Origin of the sequence: Thermovibrio ammonificans HB-1 (assembly GCF_000185805.1) — a bacterium.
Lineage (GTDB): Bacteria > Aquificota > Aquificia > Desulfurobacteriales > Desulfurobacteriaceae > Thermovibrio > Thermovibrio ammonificans.
Genome location: NC_014926.1, coordinates 933,961 through 949,206, shown reverse-complemented (window position 1 = coordinate 949,206; position 15,246 = coordinate 933,961). Strand labels below are relative to the sequence as shown.

Annotated in this window: 9 protein-coding genes; all 9 read right to left on the bottom strand. The window is 53.9% G+C overall.

Features of this window, described 5'->3' with window-relative positions; all coding sequences use genetic code 11:
* Positions 1 to 9 precede the first annotated feature (9 nt).
* The 9 genes from glgA to ppsA are packed head-to-tail and all read right to left on the bottom strand — an operon-like array spanning position 10 to position 14,908.
* Complete coding sequence (gene glgA / locus THEAM_RS04930; protein ID WP_013537733.1) at positions 10 to 1,434, bottom strand: glycogen synthase GlgA; 1,425 nt, start codon at positions 1,432 to 1,434, stop codon at positions 10 to 12.
* Positions 1,431 to 2,465, bottom strand: coding sequence for a galactose-1-phosphate uridylyltransferase (galT, locus tag THEAM_RS04925; protein ID WP_013537732.1), 1,035 nt, complete (start codon positions 2,463 to 2,465; stop codon positions 1,431 to 1,433). Before galT ends, glgA begins: the two co-directional genes overlap by 4 nt.
* On the bottom strand, positions 2,458 to 4,410 hold the full coding sequence (locus tag THEAM_RS04920) for an alpha-amylase/4-alpha-glucanotransferase domain-containing protein (protein WP_013537731.1): 1,953 nt from the start codon (positions 4,408 to 4,410) through the stop codon (positions 2,458 to 2,460). Before THEAM_RS04920 ends, galT begins: the two co-directional genes overlap by 8 nt.
* A 2-nt stretch (positions 4,411 to 4,412) precedes the next feature.
* Entirely contained in the window at positions 4,413 to 6,470 is a 2,058-nt protein-coding gene (locus tag THEAM_RS04915) for a glycoside hydrolase family 57 protein (protein ID WP_013537730.1), read from the bottom strand.
* Positions 6,449 to 8,941 (bottom strand): sugar phosphate nucleotidyltransferase, encoded by a 2,493-nt coding sequence (locus THEAM_RS04910; protein WP_013537729.1) that lies wholly within the window; start codon positions 8,939 to 8,941, stop codon positions 6,449 to 6,451. The genes THEAM_RS04915 and THEAM_RS04910 overlap by 22 nt, the downstream gene beginning before the upstream one ends.
* Positions 8,941 to 10,230, bottom strand: a complete 1,290-nt coding sequence (locus THEAM_RS04905; RefSeq protein ID WP_013537728.1) for an SAM-dependent methyltransferase — start codon at positions 10,228 to 10,230, stop codon at positions 8,941 to 8,943. Before THEAM_RS04905 ends, THEAM_RS04910 begins: the two co-directional genes overlap by 1 nt.
* Positions 10,208 to 11,419, bottom strand: coding sequence for a hypothetical protein (locus THEAM_RS04900; RefSeq protein ID WP_013537727.1), 1,212 nt, complete (start codon positions 11,417 to 11,419; stop codon positions 10,208 to 10,210). Before THEAM_RS04900 ends, THEAM_RS04905 begins: the two co-directional genes overlap by 23 nt.
* 15 nt (positions 11,420 to 11,434) lie before the next feature.
* Entirely contained in the window at positions 11,435 to 12,457 is a 1,023-nt protein-coding gene (locus tag THEAM_RS04895; protein WP_013537726.1) for a hydroxyacid dehydrogenase, read from the bottom strand.
* A gap of 18 nt (positions 12,458 to 12,475) precedes the next feature.
* Positions 12,476 to 14,908, bottom strand: a complete 2,433-nt coding sequence (gene ppsA / locus THEAM_RS04890) for a phosphoenolpyruvate synthase (protein ID WP_013537725.1) — start codon at positions 14,906 to 14,908, stop codon at positions 12,476 to 12,478.
* Positions 14,909 to 15,246: the final 338 nt, after the last annotated feature.

Genomic DNA, 15,246 nt, shown 5'->3' with positions numbered 1-15,246 from the left:
TTCAAACCTCTAATTGAGTTTCCCCTCCAGGAGGTTCTCGTAAAGGCGGGTGTACTTTAGAGCCGAGGCATTCCAGGAGAAGTCAAGCTCCATAACTGCCCTCCTTAGGCTGTAGAACCGTTCCCGGCTGTTCCAGTAGAGCTTCACCCCCCTCTCAACGGCCTCGGTAAAGGCTTCGGGGGTGAAAGGCTCAAACAGAATCCCGTAACCTCCCGGCTCTGAGATGTCCACAACCGTGTCTGCGAGCCCTCCGGTTTTTCTGGCAACTACCAAGGTGCCGTAGCGCATGGCTATCATCTGGTTGAGCCCGCACGGCTCGTATAGGGAGGGCATCAGTAGGAAGTCGGCAGAGCCGTACATCTTCCTGCTCAGGGGCTCGTCGAATGCAACTTTAACGAAGAAGTTTTCAAGCTCGTTTAGCTTTTGGAAGGCTTCGTTGTAGGCTTCGTCTCCGAAGCCGAGAATTGCAAAGTTTGCAGGCATCTGTGCCAGCCGGGCCGATGCCCGGAGTATCAGGTCTACCCCTTTCTGTTTTGCGAACCTCCCGATGAATACAAAGAGCGGCTTCTCCTTTCCCTTAAGCCCCGTTTCTTCGAGGAAGAGCTCTTTGTTCTCCTCTTTTCTCTTAACCGAGGCCTCGGTGTAGTTTACGTACAGGTGGGGGTCCGTTTCGGGGTTCCACACGTCGTAGTCTATCCCGTTGAGTATCCCGAACAGCTTGTAGCTGTACTTTCTGAGGACGCCGTCGAGGCCGTAGCCAAACTCCGGGGTTGTTATCTCCTTTGCGTAGGTGGGGCTGACGGTGTTTACTGCGTCGCCGAAGACGATTCCCCCCTTGAGGAAGTTTACCTTGCCCCAGAACTCCAAAGCCTCCATGTGGAAGAGCTCCCAGCCTAAGCTCAGCCGCTCTATCGCCTCCTTGGGGAATATTCCCTGGTAGGCTATGTTGTGTATGGTCTGCAGGGTTTTAACCGGCAGCTTCAGCTTCTCCTTGGCCAGGACCGGAATCAGGGCCGCCTGCCAGTCGTTTGTGTGGATAACGTCGCACCGTAAGCTCCCCCTTTTCACGAGCTGTGCAACGGCCCAGCAGAAGCTCCCGAACCTGACGTCGTTGTCGGGGTAGTCTCCGTAGGGAGTGCCGTAGAGGAACTCCCTGCCGAACAGCCGGTCGTTCTTTAGGAAGTAGTGGGTTACCTGGTTACCGCACCTGTAGAGCTCGAAGGTGAACTTCCCGGCTCCTATTTCCACCTCTACGCTCTCTCCGGTGGGCTTTATGCGGTGTTTTTCGGTGTTTACACACTTGTAGAGGGGCATCACCGTTGAGACCTGAACCCCTACCTGGCTCAGGGCTTTCGGCAGTGAGTAGGAAACGTCGGCCAGACCGCCCGTTTTCGCAAACGGGTATATTTCGCTGGATACAAAGAGGACTCTCATAGCACAACCTCTCTCAGAAACTTAGCGGCGCTTTCGGGGGTTGTTGGGTTTATGTAGTAGCCGCTTCCCCACTCGAAGCCTGCGGGTACCGAAACCCGGGGCAGAATCTCGAGGTACCAGTGGAAGAACCGCTCTATCCCGGTGTAGTAGTGGGGCCTTCTGGGCTCCTCCCTGGGGGGAGGGGCGGTGTGGATGAAGAAGTTGTAGGGAGGGTTAACGAGGGTTTTGTGGAGCTTCCGCAGGGCGAGCCTTAAGGCGTCTGCGAGCAGGTAGAGTTCCTGGTCGGAGAGCTTGGCGAAGTCGTGCCCGTGTTTTTTCGGCGTTATCCTCATCTGAAACGGGAAGATGGAGTAGAAGGGGCAGTAAACCAGGAACTCCTCGTTTTCGTAAACGACCCTCTTCATCTCGTTGAGCTCGAACTTCACTTCGTCGCACAGGTAACACCTGCCCTTCTCTGTGAAGTACTTCCTGCTCTGGCTGACTACGGTGTCAATCAGCTTGGGTACCTGGGGCGTTGCTATTATCTGGGAGTGGGAGTGGCTCAGGGAGGCTCCCGCCTCCCGCCCGTAGTTTTTGAACACCAGGACGTACCTGATTCTGTAATCCCCGTAGAGGCTCTTCATTCTCTCCCTGTAAACGTAGAGGAGGAGCTTCATCTCCTCTACCGAGAAGTTGTGGGGGTGCTTGTAGTGGTCGGGGGTGTCCACCACTATCTCGTGGGCCCCGAAGCCCCCCACCGTGTCGTAGAGGCACCTGCCCTCGGGTAGCGGAGGGTTCTCTATTCTCAGGGCCGGGTACTTGTTCGGCACCACCCTTATCTTCCACCCCGGCGTGTCGGGTGCTGTGCCGGGTTCCCTTACTGCAAATATCTCGTGGGGTGCAAGGTTCTCCTTTCCCGGCTCAAACGGGCACTTCTCCGGCGGGCTCTGGGGCCCGTAGGTGTGGGGAGGGTAGTCGTGGGGCCTTCGCTCCCTCTCCGGGGCTATGATTACCCAGGTATCCCACAGGTAGTTGTAGCGGAACTCAGACATTTTCTACCTCGAGGTTAACTGTTGTTTTAAGGCTTCCCCGAAAGGGTATTAGGAAGCCCAAAGTTACGCCCTGCAGGGTTCTCTCAAGTCCCCTCTCGCTCTGGTGGAAGGTTTCAAGGGGAGTGAGCAGAAGCTCGAAGGGCACAGAGAGCGAGAGCTTTATCCTCTTGCCCAGGTTTTTATCTTCCAGGGTTACCGTTCCTCCTTTGCGCCCGAGGCGCGGGATTTCCGTAAAGTGGAGGTTGAGCTCCAGAAGGTGGTAGAGCTTCCCCTTAAAGTCGCTCTCAATCTCCTGCCGGTAGAGGAGGCCCCTGCCGGTGGGGGTGAAGCTCTTCCTCACTACGGTTTTGAACACCCCTTCCTCAAGGTATAGGGCTCCCCTCCTCTCGGCTGTAACAGAGCTGCCCAGTAGCTTCAGCTCAAAGGGCTGGTTTGCGAAATCTCCCACCTCACGGAAGCGCTCAAAGAGGAGCTCCTCTTCCGTAACCGGGTTCGGGCAGAAGTGGCAGATGAAGGAGTCCTTCCTGTGCCAGTCCCTCGGAACGTCTTCCGCCTTGAAGGTCGCCTCCAGTTCGTGGATTGTCGATATCCCCTCGTTTTCTTTTTTCCGCTGCCTGCTGTAGATGTGGTAGCCTTCCGTGTGGCGGCTTACAACGGCCTGTACGTTAAAGGGCGGGTTGAGAAGAGATAGCTCAACTACCGCCCCCGCCAGGGAGCCTACTCCCACGAGGAGCTCCTCCCCCCTAATCAGGGCCTCTTCGAGGCCGTCGAGGTTAAAGTCCTCAATTAGGGGGAGCTTCAGGCGGCCCGCCTCAGCGGCCTCCTTGGTGGCCTCAACCGTGTAGCGCCAGAAGTTGTCCCTCAGGACCGGCAGGTATATGCCGCCGAACACTCCGTGCCAGAACACGTCGTTACACTGGGATTTGAGCAGGTTCTCGGTGAACCTGCCGCTCTTTACCCCCAGAGAGCAGAGCTTCAGCATCCTCTTGTGCATGTAGTTGCTCTCGGGGTACTTAACGAAGAAGCTCTTCCAGATGCCTCCCCTCAGGAGCTTCTCGGGGGTTCCGGGGCCCATCTCCCTCTCGAGGAGTTCCTTTGCCTCCTGGAGCTCCTTGAACCTTTCGGCCGGAAGGCTCCACTCCCCCATTTCGTAGTAGGAGACCGACGGCAGGTAGGCTATTCCGCTGGCCTTCTCCTCTGCCGCCTGGCTGAAGTGCAGGGTTTCAACCTCCCCCGCCTCTACAAGCTCTAAGAAGCTCCGGAGCCACCCCTTTTCGTAAACCCAGCTGTAGGTTCCCGGCCAAACACCGAACTTCTCCCCGTCGTCGAAGAGGGTTCTTAAGCCTTTTGCCCCTTTTAGGTATCCCGAAACCTCGTCAACCGGTTTAAAGGGAACCAGGTAGCGGAGCCTTTTATCTATCGGAAAGAGCTTCAAAACCCTCCCTTCGCTCTCCGTTAGGTAGTAGCCGTGAAGCTCCTCCCTCTCAAAGCCTGCGGCTATAAAGTGGTAGTCGTCTACCGCCGTCCACTCCACCCCGAGCTCTGTAAGGTCTTTAACTATTGAGTCGTCCCACACCCTCTCTGTCAGCCAGAGCCCTTTCGGCTCTACCCCGAAGTTCTCCTTCAAGAAGGCGTTCATCTTCTCAACCTGGGCCTTCCTGTAGTCGCCGGGGATTGAGGCCAGCACCGGCTCGTAGAAACCTCCCGTTACGAGCTCAACCTGGCCCCTCTCAACCAGCTTCCGAATGAGCTCAAAAAGCTCCCGGTGTCGTAGCTTTACCTGCTCGAAGAGCCAGCCGCTGAAGTGGAGGGCGAACTTGAACCGCTCAACCTTGGCAGCCGCCTCTATGAAGGGCCTGTAGGCCCTCTCTACGGCGGAGTCTACAACCTCCCTGAAGTTGTCAACCGGCTGGTGGTTGTGAACCCCGAAGAGAAGCTTTCCCATTTTCACACCATCCATTCGCTTGAAAAGTCCCTGCTCAGGTCCAGGAGGGCGTAGCTGAGGAACGGGGCCTCCTCCACAACTTTGCCGTCTACAACGAGCTTTACGGTAAGGTAGAGCCTGCCCCTTTCACTCAGGCACTCTGCAGGTATCTCCACCTCGAGGATTCTGTTCAGGGCCCCCTTGGCACCTTTGCACCCTGTAACGGTTCCGTTGGGCTCCACGGTGAAGCTCTTTTTCTCCTTACCGGATATCTCAAAAACCACCTGGAAGCGGCGCCCTTTCAGCCGTTTCCAGTCGCCGTCTACCCTTAGGTAAAGGTTTCCGTTGCGGTCGTAGCCGTAGTAGAGCTCCCTCATTACAAAGCCTTGGGTTGCCATCGTTGAGAACTCTAAGAGGTCTACCTTGCCCGCCTCGAGCCACTCGTAGTAGCTTGTTACCTGGCCGTCTACCTGGGCCTTTACGAAGTTCCTCGGAGGCTCAGAGGCCGAGCTCTTGAACCTACTTATGGGGGTGAAGAGCTCCTGGGGTATGGTTTTGTTCAGGAGCTTATACACCGCTATGAGGTTACTCCTGAAGAGCCTGTCGAAGGTTTGGGAGAAGGGGGTGTAGTGTCCCTTACCGAACCACCAGAACCAGTCGCTCCCTTCGGCTGCAAGGAGCTTCTCCTTTGCCTTCCGGTAGTTATCGTTTTCCCTCTCCTCTTCCAGGTTGAGCTTGGTTATCCCCAAAAGCTCCCAGGCCCTGTTCTTCTCTCGGTCTCCCACCCAGGTGAGGAAGTTTCCCCCTATCCAGCTTCCTGCAACCACCCTTTCGAGCTTCTCGGTGGCTTCAAGCTCGCTGGGGAAAACGCTCTCCACCCACTCAAGCTGGGAGAGCGTCCTGTAGAGCTTCTCCCTGAAGGGGTAGCCGTTTTCCCTGTAGAACTCCCAACAGTTCTCCCCGTCCAGTATCACGCTTACAACAGGTTCTTTGAACTGCTCACCTATTCTCTTTAACCTTCCGGTGAAGTCCTCTACAGCGTCGTCCTCCCTCCAGCTCTTATAGACGAACCCTATCAGGTCGCTGAGCTCCCTGTCTCTGAACAGCAGTTTCAGTCCCTCGTAGCTGTAGACTCTGTACAGGGGCTCCCTGGTTCCAAAGCGCCTGCTTAAAGACTTAAACAGAACCTCCTCGTCGGTTGCACACCAGTTTGCCCCTTTCTCCTTCAGGAGCTTCAGGGCTTCCTCGCTTACGCCCCCCTCTGCCGGCCACACTCCCCCTTTAAAGTCGAAGAGCTCCTTTACCTCTTTAATGGCCTTTTCGGTCTGGAGCTCGGCGTCGTCTTTGAAGTTCACGTGGAGCGCAGGGAGCCTTACGTCGGGAGTGCTCTCCTTTGCCGCCTCTATGTTTAAGAGCAGGGGGAGTATCGGGTGGTAGTAGGGGGTTGTCGATACCTCTACCTTCCCCTCCCTGCTGAGCCGGCTGTAGAGGGGAATTACCTTGCCGGTGAACCTGAGCAGCTCTCCTATGAGCTCCAGCTTCTCCTCTTCGGAGAAAACGCTCTCTTTCTCTACGAGTCTCTTTACGACCCTTGAGTTCTCCCTCAGGTACCTGCCGCACCACGAAAGCAAGAACAGCACTTCAAGGTTTAAGAAGTCTTGGCTTGTTAGGTTTTTCAGGAAGCTCCCCTCTTGGCTCTCTCTCTCGAACCGGAGGAAGAGCTCGTAGTAGTGTTTGAACGGCTTCACCATGGTTTCAACGTTTCCGTGGAAGAGGAACTGCAGCAGCCACCGCTTCTCGTGGTTTTGGAGCTCTTTAACGGGTCTCTTCATCAGCTCGAGGAATTTGCAGTTGGCCTTCCCCTCTCCGTACTCTTTAAGCTGTTTTATCAGAACCGGCGTAAGGTTGAACGTAACTTTCAGCCCCTCGAACTTGGATGCGTGCCAGGCCATGTCGTAGTAGTCCTTTATCCCGTGGAGGAACACCCAGGGCATCTCGTACTCGCCGGTTATCCCGTTCCTGTAGAGGGGCTGGTGCATGTGCCACAGGAGAACCAGTTTTACTCTTTCTCCTCTATCCATTTTTCAATCTTCCTGTTGAACTGGTTTAGAAGCTCTCTGCCCCTCTCCTCTTTTTCGGTCTGGACGAAGATGTGGAGGTTGTCTGTGAACTGGTCGGGAATCAGGAGTATCCAGTCGCCGTTGAAGAAGATTTTCACGCCGTCTATGAAAGAGGCCCGTTTCTCCATTGCCTCTTCCGATATCTTCCTCATCAGTTTCGCCTTTTTAGAGGAGGGGCAGCTCACTATCACGTGTTTAAAGAAGAACGGGGGAATGGCCGAGAGAAGCTCCGAGACCGATGCGTTGCTGAAGCTCATGAGCTCAAGGAGCTTTATACTTGCGTAAACGGCGTCGGGCGATAGGGAAAACTCGGGGAATATGAACCTGCCGTTTAGGTCCCCTACAAGGGCAAACTGCCTCAGTAAGTTTGCCTTTATTCCCCTGAGCTTCCCCCTCTCAACTATAACGTTTTTCAGCTTGCCGTCTAAAACGGAGGGGCAGCTAACGGGCACCAGCACCTTTACCTGCTGCTCTACCGCCCTGTCGAGGGCCAACAGGAACAGCAGCAGTAGCTTGTAGTTGGGAACGAACTCCCCCGTATCCGATATGACCTTTAACCGCTCTCCGTTGGGGTAGATGATGAACCCGATGTCTGCCTCTGTTGCCTTCACTATTCGGGGAACGCTCCACAGGGCCTTCTCCTTCAGAATGGGTAGGTGGGTTATCTTCTCCTCGGAGAAGTAGGAGTTTAAAACCACGCTCTCCACCTTAAAGTGGGCCAGGAGCTCGGGGTATAGGGCCGAGTAAACGCCGTTCATAAGGTCGGCCACAACCCGGTACGAAGGCTGCTTTATCTTGTGGTCTATAGACTCCTCTATTGCCCGCTGGTACCTGTCTGCGGCGTAGGAGCTCTCCTTTATCAGCCCCACTTCAGAGGGTCCGACCCTTCTGAAGCGCTCTCTGAAGAAAATCCTCTCTATGGCCTTTTCCCGGTTTGTGTCTATTGGCAGACCGTTTTCGTCGAAGAAGAGAATGTCGGTGTGTCCGGGGGAGCCTACAGAGGCCTCAAAGTGGACTCCGGCCACTTTCTTCGTGTTCTCGAGGAGGAACCTCATGGCCGGATGGGGGAACTGCCTCAGGTCTAAAACGTTCACCCCTGTAGAGAGGAGGCCGGAAACGAAGGCTCTTTTAATCATTCTGGAGGCCCTGTGGTAGTCCCTGCTGGTGTATACCCAGCTCCCCTCGGGCAGGGTACTTCCGAAGGCGGCTCCCAGCTTTGCCGCAAGCTCCGGAGAGAGCTCAACGTTTATCCTTCCCGATATTCTGCCCCCCTCAAAGAGGGAGCGCTTCCACCTCTCTCCCCAAACCAGGTTTGAGGAGACTATTGAGCCGCTCTCAACGAACTTCTCCGGCCATATAACAACGTCTTTGGCAATCTGGACGTTGTCCTCTATTTTCACCTTCTCGGCTATGATGGCCCCCTTCAGGGCCGTTACCCCGCTTCCCAGCTCTGTAAAGGAGCAGATAACGGTATTTCTGAGTTTGGAGTCGTCTCCCACTTTTACCCTGTCCCACAGGATACACTCCCTCAGCTGGCACCGTTTACCCACCTCGGTTTCGGGGCCTATCACCGTGTTCTCAAGGAGGGTGCCCTCTCCGACCTCTACGCCCTTGCCTACAACAACGGTCCCCCTGATTTTGACGCTCTTGGGAATCTCCGCATCTCCCTGCAGGAAGAGAACGCCCTCCCTGTGCTTTACGAGTTTTCCCGGAATTTGAAGCTTCACCTTCCCTTGAAGGATGTCCCGGTGGACCTCCCTATAGGCGTCGGGGTTCCCTACGTCTTTCCAGTAGCCTTGGGCTTTAAAGCCGAACAGCTCAATCCCTTTCTCCATCAGGAGCGGGAAGAGGTCTTTGCTGAAGTCGAAGGGGACGTTCTCGGGTATGAAGTCGAGAACTTCGGGCTCCATTATGTAAATGCCCGTGTTGATTGTGTCGCTGAAGACCTCTCCCCATCCGGGCTTTTCAAGGAACTTTAGTATTTTCCCCTCTTTGTCGGTTATCACTATTCCGAACTGTAGGGGGTTCGATACCGAAGTAAGCGTTATGGTAACCGGGGATTTTTTGAACTCGTGAAACCCCGCTATCTCCCTGAAGTCAAAGTCGGTTATGACGTCGCCGCTTACTACTATGAAGGTTTCGTTTAGAAACTGTTGGGCCTTTTTTACGGCGCCTGCGGTGCCGTAGTCTGCCTCCGGCAGAACGTAGTTTACCTTTACCCCCAGTCTTGAGCCGTCCCCGAAGTACTCCTTTATCACCTCGGGTTTGTAGTAGAGGAGTATCACGAACTCCTCTACCCCGAGGGCAACGAGCTTCTTCATCGTGTGTTCCATCATGGGGAGGTTCACGACCGGGAGCATAGGCTTGGGCAGAGAATTTGTAAGGGGCTGGATTCTGGTTCCAAAGCCCCCGGCCATGACAACCGCCTTCATTACCCCTCCCGGTATAAGTGTTCCCGTGTTAGCGGAAAGCCCGATGAGCCGTCCTTTGCCGTTTTTACGAGGAGCGTTTGGTAGAGCCCTATTCGGTTTGTGAGGAACTGGTAGGCGCTGGAGGCCATGTAGAGCCTCCAGATTCTGTAGCGCTCCTCTCCGGCAATCTCAACGGCCTTTTTGTAGTTCCTCTCCAGGTTTCTGACCCAGTGCATAAGGGTGAGTGTGTAGTGCTCCCGCAGGCACTCTACGTCCCTTACTTCAAAGCCGGCCTCCTCTGCCTTCTCAACGGTTAGGTAGATGGGCAGGAGCTCTCCGTCGGGGAATACGTACTTCCTTATGAACTGGGAGGCGGGCTTTCCGAACTCATGGTAGTTACAGCTTATCGCGTGGTTTAGGAAGATTCCCTTCTCTTTCAGCAGGTTGTAGGCCTGTTTAAAGTAGGTGAGGGCCCTCTTCTGGCCTACGTGTTCAAACATTCCTACGCTTGCTATTTTGTCGAAGCTCTCGGGCTCGTTGAGCTCCCTGTAGTCGGCGAGTAGAACTTCACACCGACCTTCAAGCCCTTCCTCCTTTATTCTCTCCTTCACGTAGCGGTACTGGTTTTCACTTAGGGTTATCCCCAGCGCGTAAACGCCGTACTTCTTTGCGGCGTGTATGATTAGGGCACCCCAGCCGCAGCCTATATCGAGGAACCGCTCGCCGGGCTTTAGCATCAACTTCCTGCAGATGTAGTCGATTTTCTGCTCCTGGGCCCTGTCTAAGGAGTCGTGGGGTGTTCTGAAGTAGCCGCAGGAGTAAACCATGTTTCTATCGAGGAACAGGCGGTAGAAGTCGTTTGACACGTCGTAGTGGTACTGTATCGCCTGTTTATCTCTCTCTATGGAGTGAAGCTCACCGTCTACTTCGGCCCAGCACCGTTTTATCTGGGCCTCTCCCGGCAGTCGCCTTATGAGCCTCCAGAGCTTCACCTTCTCGCTCAGCGGCCACCGCCTCTGGAGTATCCAGTCCACCAGCGGGAACAGTAGGAAGATGTCCCCTTCAAGGTCTATGAGGCCGTATATGTAGCTCTCTGCAAGTGAGAGGTCGTTGAACTGCTTTAGGGCCTCCTTTAGGGACCAGGGCGTTTTTATTCTTATTTTCAGTTTATCCCCCCTCCCCCATACCCTCTTGTTGTTCCAGAGGATTACCGAGGTCTCCTCTTCACCGGGGGCCCCTTTAAGGAGCCTGTTTACTATCTCCCGGTTTAGTTCTTCAACCTCTCTCTCACTGCATACCTCCTTCGTCATTGCTCTCCCTCCTGAGCTCTTCTATTGCAACCTTTTTGCCTATTTCAACGGCCGGCTGGCCGTAAGGGTTCACCCCTAAGAGCTTCCCCATAACCACTACCGCAACCATGTAACCCATAAACAGGTAGCCCATCTGGTACTCCGAAAGCTCCTCCATCTCAAAAATCACCATGGGCCTGTTCCTGCTCTTTAGGGCGTGAACGGTTCCCTTGAACTCGGCCTCCATAACCTCCGACACCTTTTTCCCTGCAAGGAACGGTAGTATGTAGCACTCTTGAGGGAGCTTCGGGTCCTCGGCGTAGTGTTTAACGAAGAAGAGCTGGAAGAACTTATCGTCGGGGCCGTCCATGAATAGCTGCAGAATCGCGTGTTGCGACGCGGTCCCCACCGCCTTCAGCGGCGTCTGCCCTTTGCCCTCCTTTCCCAGCGACTCGGCCCAGAGCTGAACGTACCACTCTGTAAACTCGGCCATGTAAGAGGAGTAGGGCATAACCACCGATATCTTCCTTCCCGCCTGGTAGTGCAGGTACTTGGCCGCCGCAAGGTAGAGGGCCGGAAGTGGAGTCTCCAGCAGGTCGAACGCCCCCTCAAGGAGCTTCTCCACCGAGTAGCCGGCAAACATCGCCGGCACCAGGCCTACCGCCGTGAACACCGAGAACCTTCCCCCCACCTCTTTGGGGATGGGGATAAAGGCCGAGCCGAGCTCTCGGGCAAGCTGCTGGAAACTGTTGCCCGGGTCTCCTATGAAAACGGTTCTCCCTTGGGGGCTGAGCCCGCGCTTTTTCAGCTGGTCTAAAACCAGGTTCATAACCGTTACGGTCTCAAGGGTCCTTCCCGATTTACTGATGAACGCAAAGGAGCTCCTCTCCCAGTTGAGCTCGTTAAAGGTTTTCGAAATCAGGTTCGGGTCAACGTTATCGAGGAATTTGAGCTTTTCATCCTTTTTTCCAACCGCCTCGTGGAGGGCCTTTGCTCCTCTCGAGGAGCCTCCCATTCCCACAACCACGAGGGTGTCGCTCTTTTCCTTTAGCTTCTCGACTTCCCGTTTGATTTTTAAGAGCTCCTCCTCACACGGAAGCTTGGAAAAGGGCATTTTCTCCGGGTTGACTAGTTTTCTCGCCTCTACCTCCTCGAGCACCTCTTCGTAGCTCTTCTCCGGAAAGTGCGAGAGTTCAAACTTTACCTTCATCCTCCCTCCTTGTTGTTATTTGTAAACCGGGTAGGTGCACCGTCCCTTTTCTTTAAACTCTACCAGGTTTTTCAGCGTTTTGGTGAGGATTCTCATAATGGCCTCGTGGGTGTTGTAGGCGTTGTGAGGAGAGAGTATAACGTTATCGAACTGGGCAAGGGCGAAGGTCTCTATTGCTTTCTTTAAAACTTCCGGAGATACGTCCTTCTCGCCCCTGAAGATTATCAGCTCCTCTTCCGTCCACACCTCTTCTCCTTCGAAAGTATCGAGGGCTACTCCGGCGAGCCTCCCCTCTTTCAAGGCCTCTACTATGGCATCGGTCTCTACAACCGCTCCCCGTGAAGTGTTAACAAGGTAGCTCCCCTTTTTCATCAGCTTGATGTTTTCCCTGTTTATGAGGTGGTGGGTTGATGGAAGGTAGGGAACGTGGAGTGAGACGATGTCGGAGCGGGAGAGAAGCTCCTCAAGGCTTACATACTCCACCCCGAATCGCTCTACCAGCTCCTCTTTGGGCTTTACGTCGTAGGCTAAAACCTTAACGTCGAACCCCGAGAGCAGCTTTACAAGCCTTGCCCCTATCCTTCCCGTTCCGATTACGCCTACCGTTTTCCCTGCAAGGTCGTGACCCCTCAGGCCTTCTCTGCTGAAGATTCCCCTGCAGGTCCTCTCTATAGTGGGTTTTAGCTTTCTCAGCAGGGCCAGTATCATAAGCAGTGCGTACTCTGCAACGGTTTCCATTCCGTAATCGGGAACGTTACAGACCGCAATACCCCTCTCCCTTGCCGCCTCCACGTCTATGTGGTCGAACCCCGTAGAGCGGGTGGTAACTATCTTGAGGTTGGGGAGGGTCTCTATAACCTTTCTATCTACCTTAGAGTAGATGAATACCGAAAGGGCCTCTACATCTTTTATCCTCTCTATATCGCTCTCTTTCAGGGGCTCTCGGCTGAGGGTTACAATTTCAAACCCTTTGGGCTCTAAAGTCTCCCTTATTACAGGCTCTTCCCAACCTTCAAGCTCAAAGAAGGCGACCTTCATCTCTCCCTCCTCTCTCTTTTAGTGGAGTCCCAGCCGTTTCTCTATTTCGTAAACCGCCCTTATAACCTCCAGTATTGAGTCGGGGTTGATGGATATTGTGTCTATTCCCTTCTCAACGAGGAACTGGGCAAAGTCGGGGTGGTCGGATGGGGCCTGACCGCATATTCCCACCTTTCTGTTGTACTTCTTACCCTCTTCGATGGCCCTGCCGACCATCCACTTCACCGCCTCGTTCCTCTCGTCGTAGATGTGGGCAACCAGCGATGAATCCCTGTCTACCCCTAAGGTGAGCTGAGTCAGGTCGTTAGAGCCTATGGAGAAGCCGTCGAACTCCTCAGCAAACTCCTTAAACAGGATTACGTTTGAGGGAATTTCGCACATTACGTAGACCTTCAGGCCTTTCTCTCCCCTCTTCAGGCCGAACCGCTCCATAACTTCTTGAACTTTTTTACCCTCCTTGGGGGTTCTGCAGAAGGGCACCATAACTATCACGTTTTCAAGGCCCATTTCTTCCCTTACCTTCTTTATCGCAAGGCACTCAAGGCCGAAGGCCTCGGCAAAGTTCTCCGAGTAGTAGCGGGAAGCTCCCCTCCAGCCGAGCATCGGGTTCTCTTCCTTCGGCTCAAAGTACTTTCCGCCTAGCAGGTTTGCGTACTCGTTGGACTTGAAGTCGGAAAACCTTACTATTACCGGCTTCGGGTAGAACGCGGCCGCTATCCTTGCTATACCGAAGGCGAGTTTGTCTACGTAGAACTTACGTTTGTCGCTGTAGCCTTTGGTTCTTCTCTCTATCTCCTCCGCAAGCTGCGGGTCTTTTTCTTTAATTTCGTCAAACTTGATGAGGGCGTTGGGGTGGATGCCTATGTAGTTGTTGATTATGAACTCCTCCCTTGCAAGGCCCACTCCTGCGTTGGGTAGGAACGACAGGTCGAAGGCCCCTTCCGGAGTTGCTATGTTGAACATAATGGGGGTTTTTGGCTTGGGAAGGGTATTTAGGTCAACCTCTTCAACCTCGTAGGCTATTTTCCCCTCGTAAACGTAGCCTACGGTCCCTTCCGCGCAGGAGACCGTTACCTCCTGCCCTTCCTTTAGAACTTCGGTTGCGTTGCCTGTGCCCACAACCGCCGGAACTCCCAGCTCTCTGGCGACAATGGCGGCGTGGCACGTCCTTCCTCCCCTGTTTGTGACTATTGCAGAGGCCTTCTTCATTATGGGCTCCCAGTCCGGGTCGGTCATATCGGTTACGAGAACGTCTCCCTCGTTGAACCTGTCGGCCTCCTCTACCGACATCAGGACTTTTACCGTTCCCGTGGCTATCTTCCTGCCTACGGCAATTCCCTTAACGAGTACTTTTTTCTCTCTCTCTTCCGGTGGTTCTGTAACCTTGTAAACGGTTATTTTTGAGTAGTCTTTGTGGGAGTGGACCGTTTCGGGCCTTGCCTGAACTATGTAGAGCTCGTTCCTCTCTCCGTCTTTTGCCCACTCAACGTCCATGGGCGTCCACCTGCCGTGCTTCTTGGAGTAGTACTCCTCTATTTCGGTTATCCACTTGGCAAGGGTGAGAACTTCGTCGTCTGTAAGGCAGAACTTCTCCCTGTCTGCGAGGGGAACGGGGACGACTTTTACCGGTTCCTTTTCGCTGTCTCCGTAAACCATTTTCTGCTTTTTGTCACCCAGTTTCTTCTCGATTATTGCCTTGAATCCCTTTTTCAGCGTAGGCTTAAAAACGAGCCACTCGTCCGGCGTTACCGCTCCCTTAACAATCATCTCTCCCAAGCCGTAAGAGCCCGTTACCAGTACAACGTCTTTAAAACCGCTTTCGGTATCCAGCGAGAAGCCTACGCCGGAGGAGGCAAGGTCTGAGCGGACCATCTTCTGAACACCTACGGAGAGGGCAACTTTGAAGTGGTCGAAGCCGAATGTCTCCCTGTAGGAGATTGCCCTGTCGGTAAATAGAGAGGCGAAGCACTTTTTAACAGAGTTGAGCAGGTTCTCTATGCCGCGAACGTTCAGGTAGGTTTCCTGCTGGCCGGCAAAGGAGGCGTTGGGGAGGTCTTCTGCTGTGGCCGAGGAGCGGACTGCAACGTCTACGTTCTCTGTTCCGAACCTCTCAGAGAGCTCCCTGTAGTATCTCTTTATCAGCTCTTTTAAGTCTTGGGGAAACTTGCCGCTCTTTATCAGCTCCCTTACCTTTTCTCCCCTTCTGTGCAGGTCGTCAACGTCGTTAACGTTTAGCCCTTTTAGGACTTCTCTTATCTTCTCTTCAAGGTTGTTGTACTTTATGAAGTACCTGTAGCTTTCCGCCGTTATAACGAATCCGTCCGGTATGTTTACCCCTTTCGGTTTGAGGGCCTTCATCATCTCGCCAAGTGAGGCGTTCTTCCCCCCTACAAGCGGAACGTCTTCTATTCCTACTTCTTCAAGCCACACTACCAGTTTTCCCTTCTCCATCGTCTCCCTCCAGAATTAACCGGTTCTATCAATAATCTTAATACAGGATTATTGGATTTTTCAATGTAACCTATTGGTTAGTTTGCTAACCACAAAATTTTACGGTTAGTAAGTGATGCCTTCCCGGACTTCCGCCTTCTGCCCCTTTCCCGGTGCTTCTCCCCGTTTGTCAGAGTGGAAAGGCTCTTGGTTTCCCCAGACGAAGAAGTTGAAGGGTTCGGCCTCGGCGTTTACTTCTTTATTTGTTCCTTTCGGTTGGAGGCTTTACCGTTCTTTCCTTGGTTTGGACTGTTATTTTGGTTGCTTCTTCTGTGGCTTTCTGTTCCCGTTTTATGTTA

What these genes read in the sequence shown, in the direction of transcription:
- THEAM_RS04910 (WP_013537729.1), bottom strand. Translation starts at nt 8,941, where the DNA reads ATGAAGGCGGTTGTCATGGCCGGGGGCTTTGGAACCAGAATCCAGCCC.
- ppsA (WP_013537725.1), bottom strand. Translation starts at nt 14,908, where the DNA reads ATGGAGAAGGGAAAACTGGTAGTGTGGCTTGAAGAAGTAGGAATAGAA.
- glgA (WP_013537733.1), bottom strand. Translation starts at nt 1,434, where the DNA reads ATGAGAGTCCTCTTTGTATCCAGCGAAATATACCCGTTTGCGAAAACG.
- THEAM_RS04920 (WP_013537731.1), bottom strand. Translation starts at nt 4,410, where the DNA reads ATGGGAAAGCTTCTCTTCGGGGTTCACAACCACCAGCCGGTTGACAAC.
- THEAM_RS04895 (WP_013537726.1), bottom strand. Translation starts at nt 12,457, where the DNA reads ATGAAGGTCGCCTTCTTTGAGCTTGAAGGTTGGGAAGAGCCTGTAATA.
- THEAM_RS04915 (WP_013537730.1), bottom strand. Translation starts at nt 6,470, where the DNA reads ATGGATAGAGGAGAAAGAGTAAAACTGGTTCTCCTGTGGCACATGCAC.
- galT (WP_013537732.1), bottom strand. Translation starts at nt 2,465, where the DNA reads ATGTCTGAGTTCCGCTACAACTACCTGTGGGATACCTGGGTAATCATA.
- THEAM_RS04905 (WP_013537728.1), bottom strand. Translation starts at nt 10,230, where the DNA reads ATGACGAAGGAGGTATGCAGTGAGAGAGAGGTTGAAGAACTAAACCGG.
- THEAM_RS04900 (WP_013537727.1), bottom strand. Translation starts at nt 11,419, where the DNA reads ATGAAGGTAAAGTTTGAACTCTCGCACTTTCCGGAGAAGAGCTACGAA.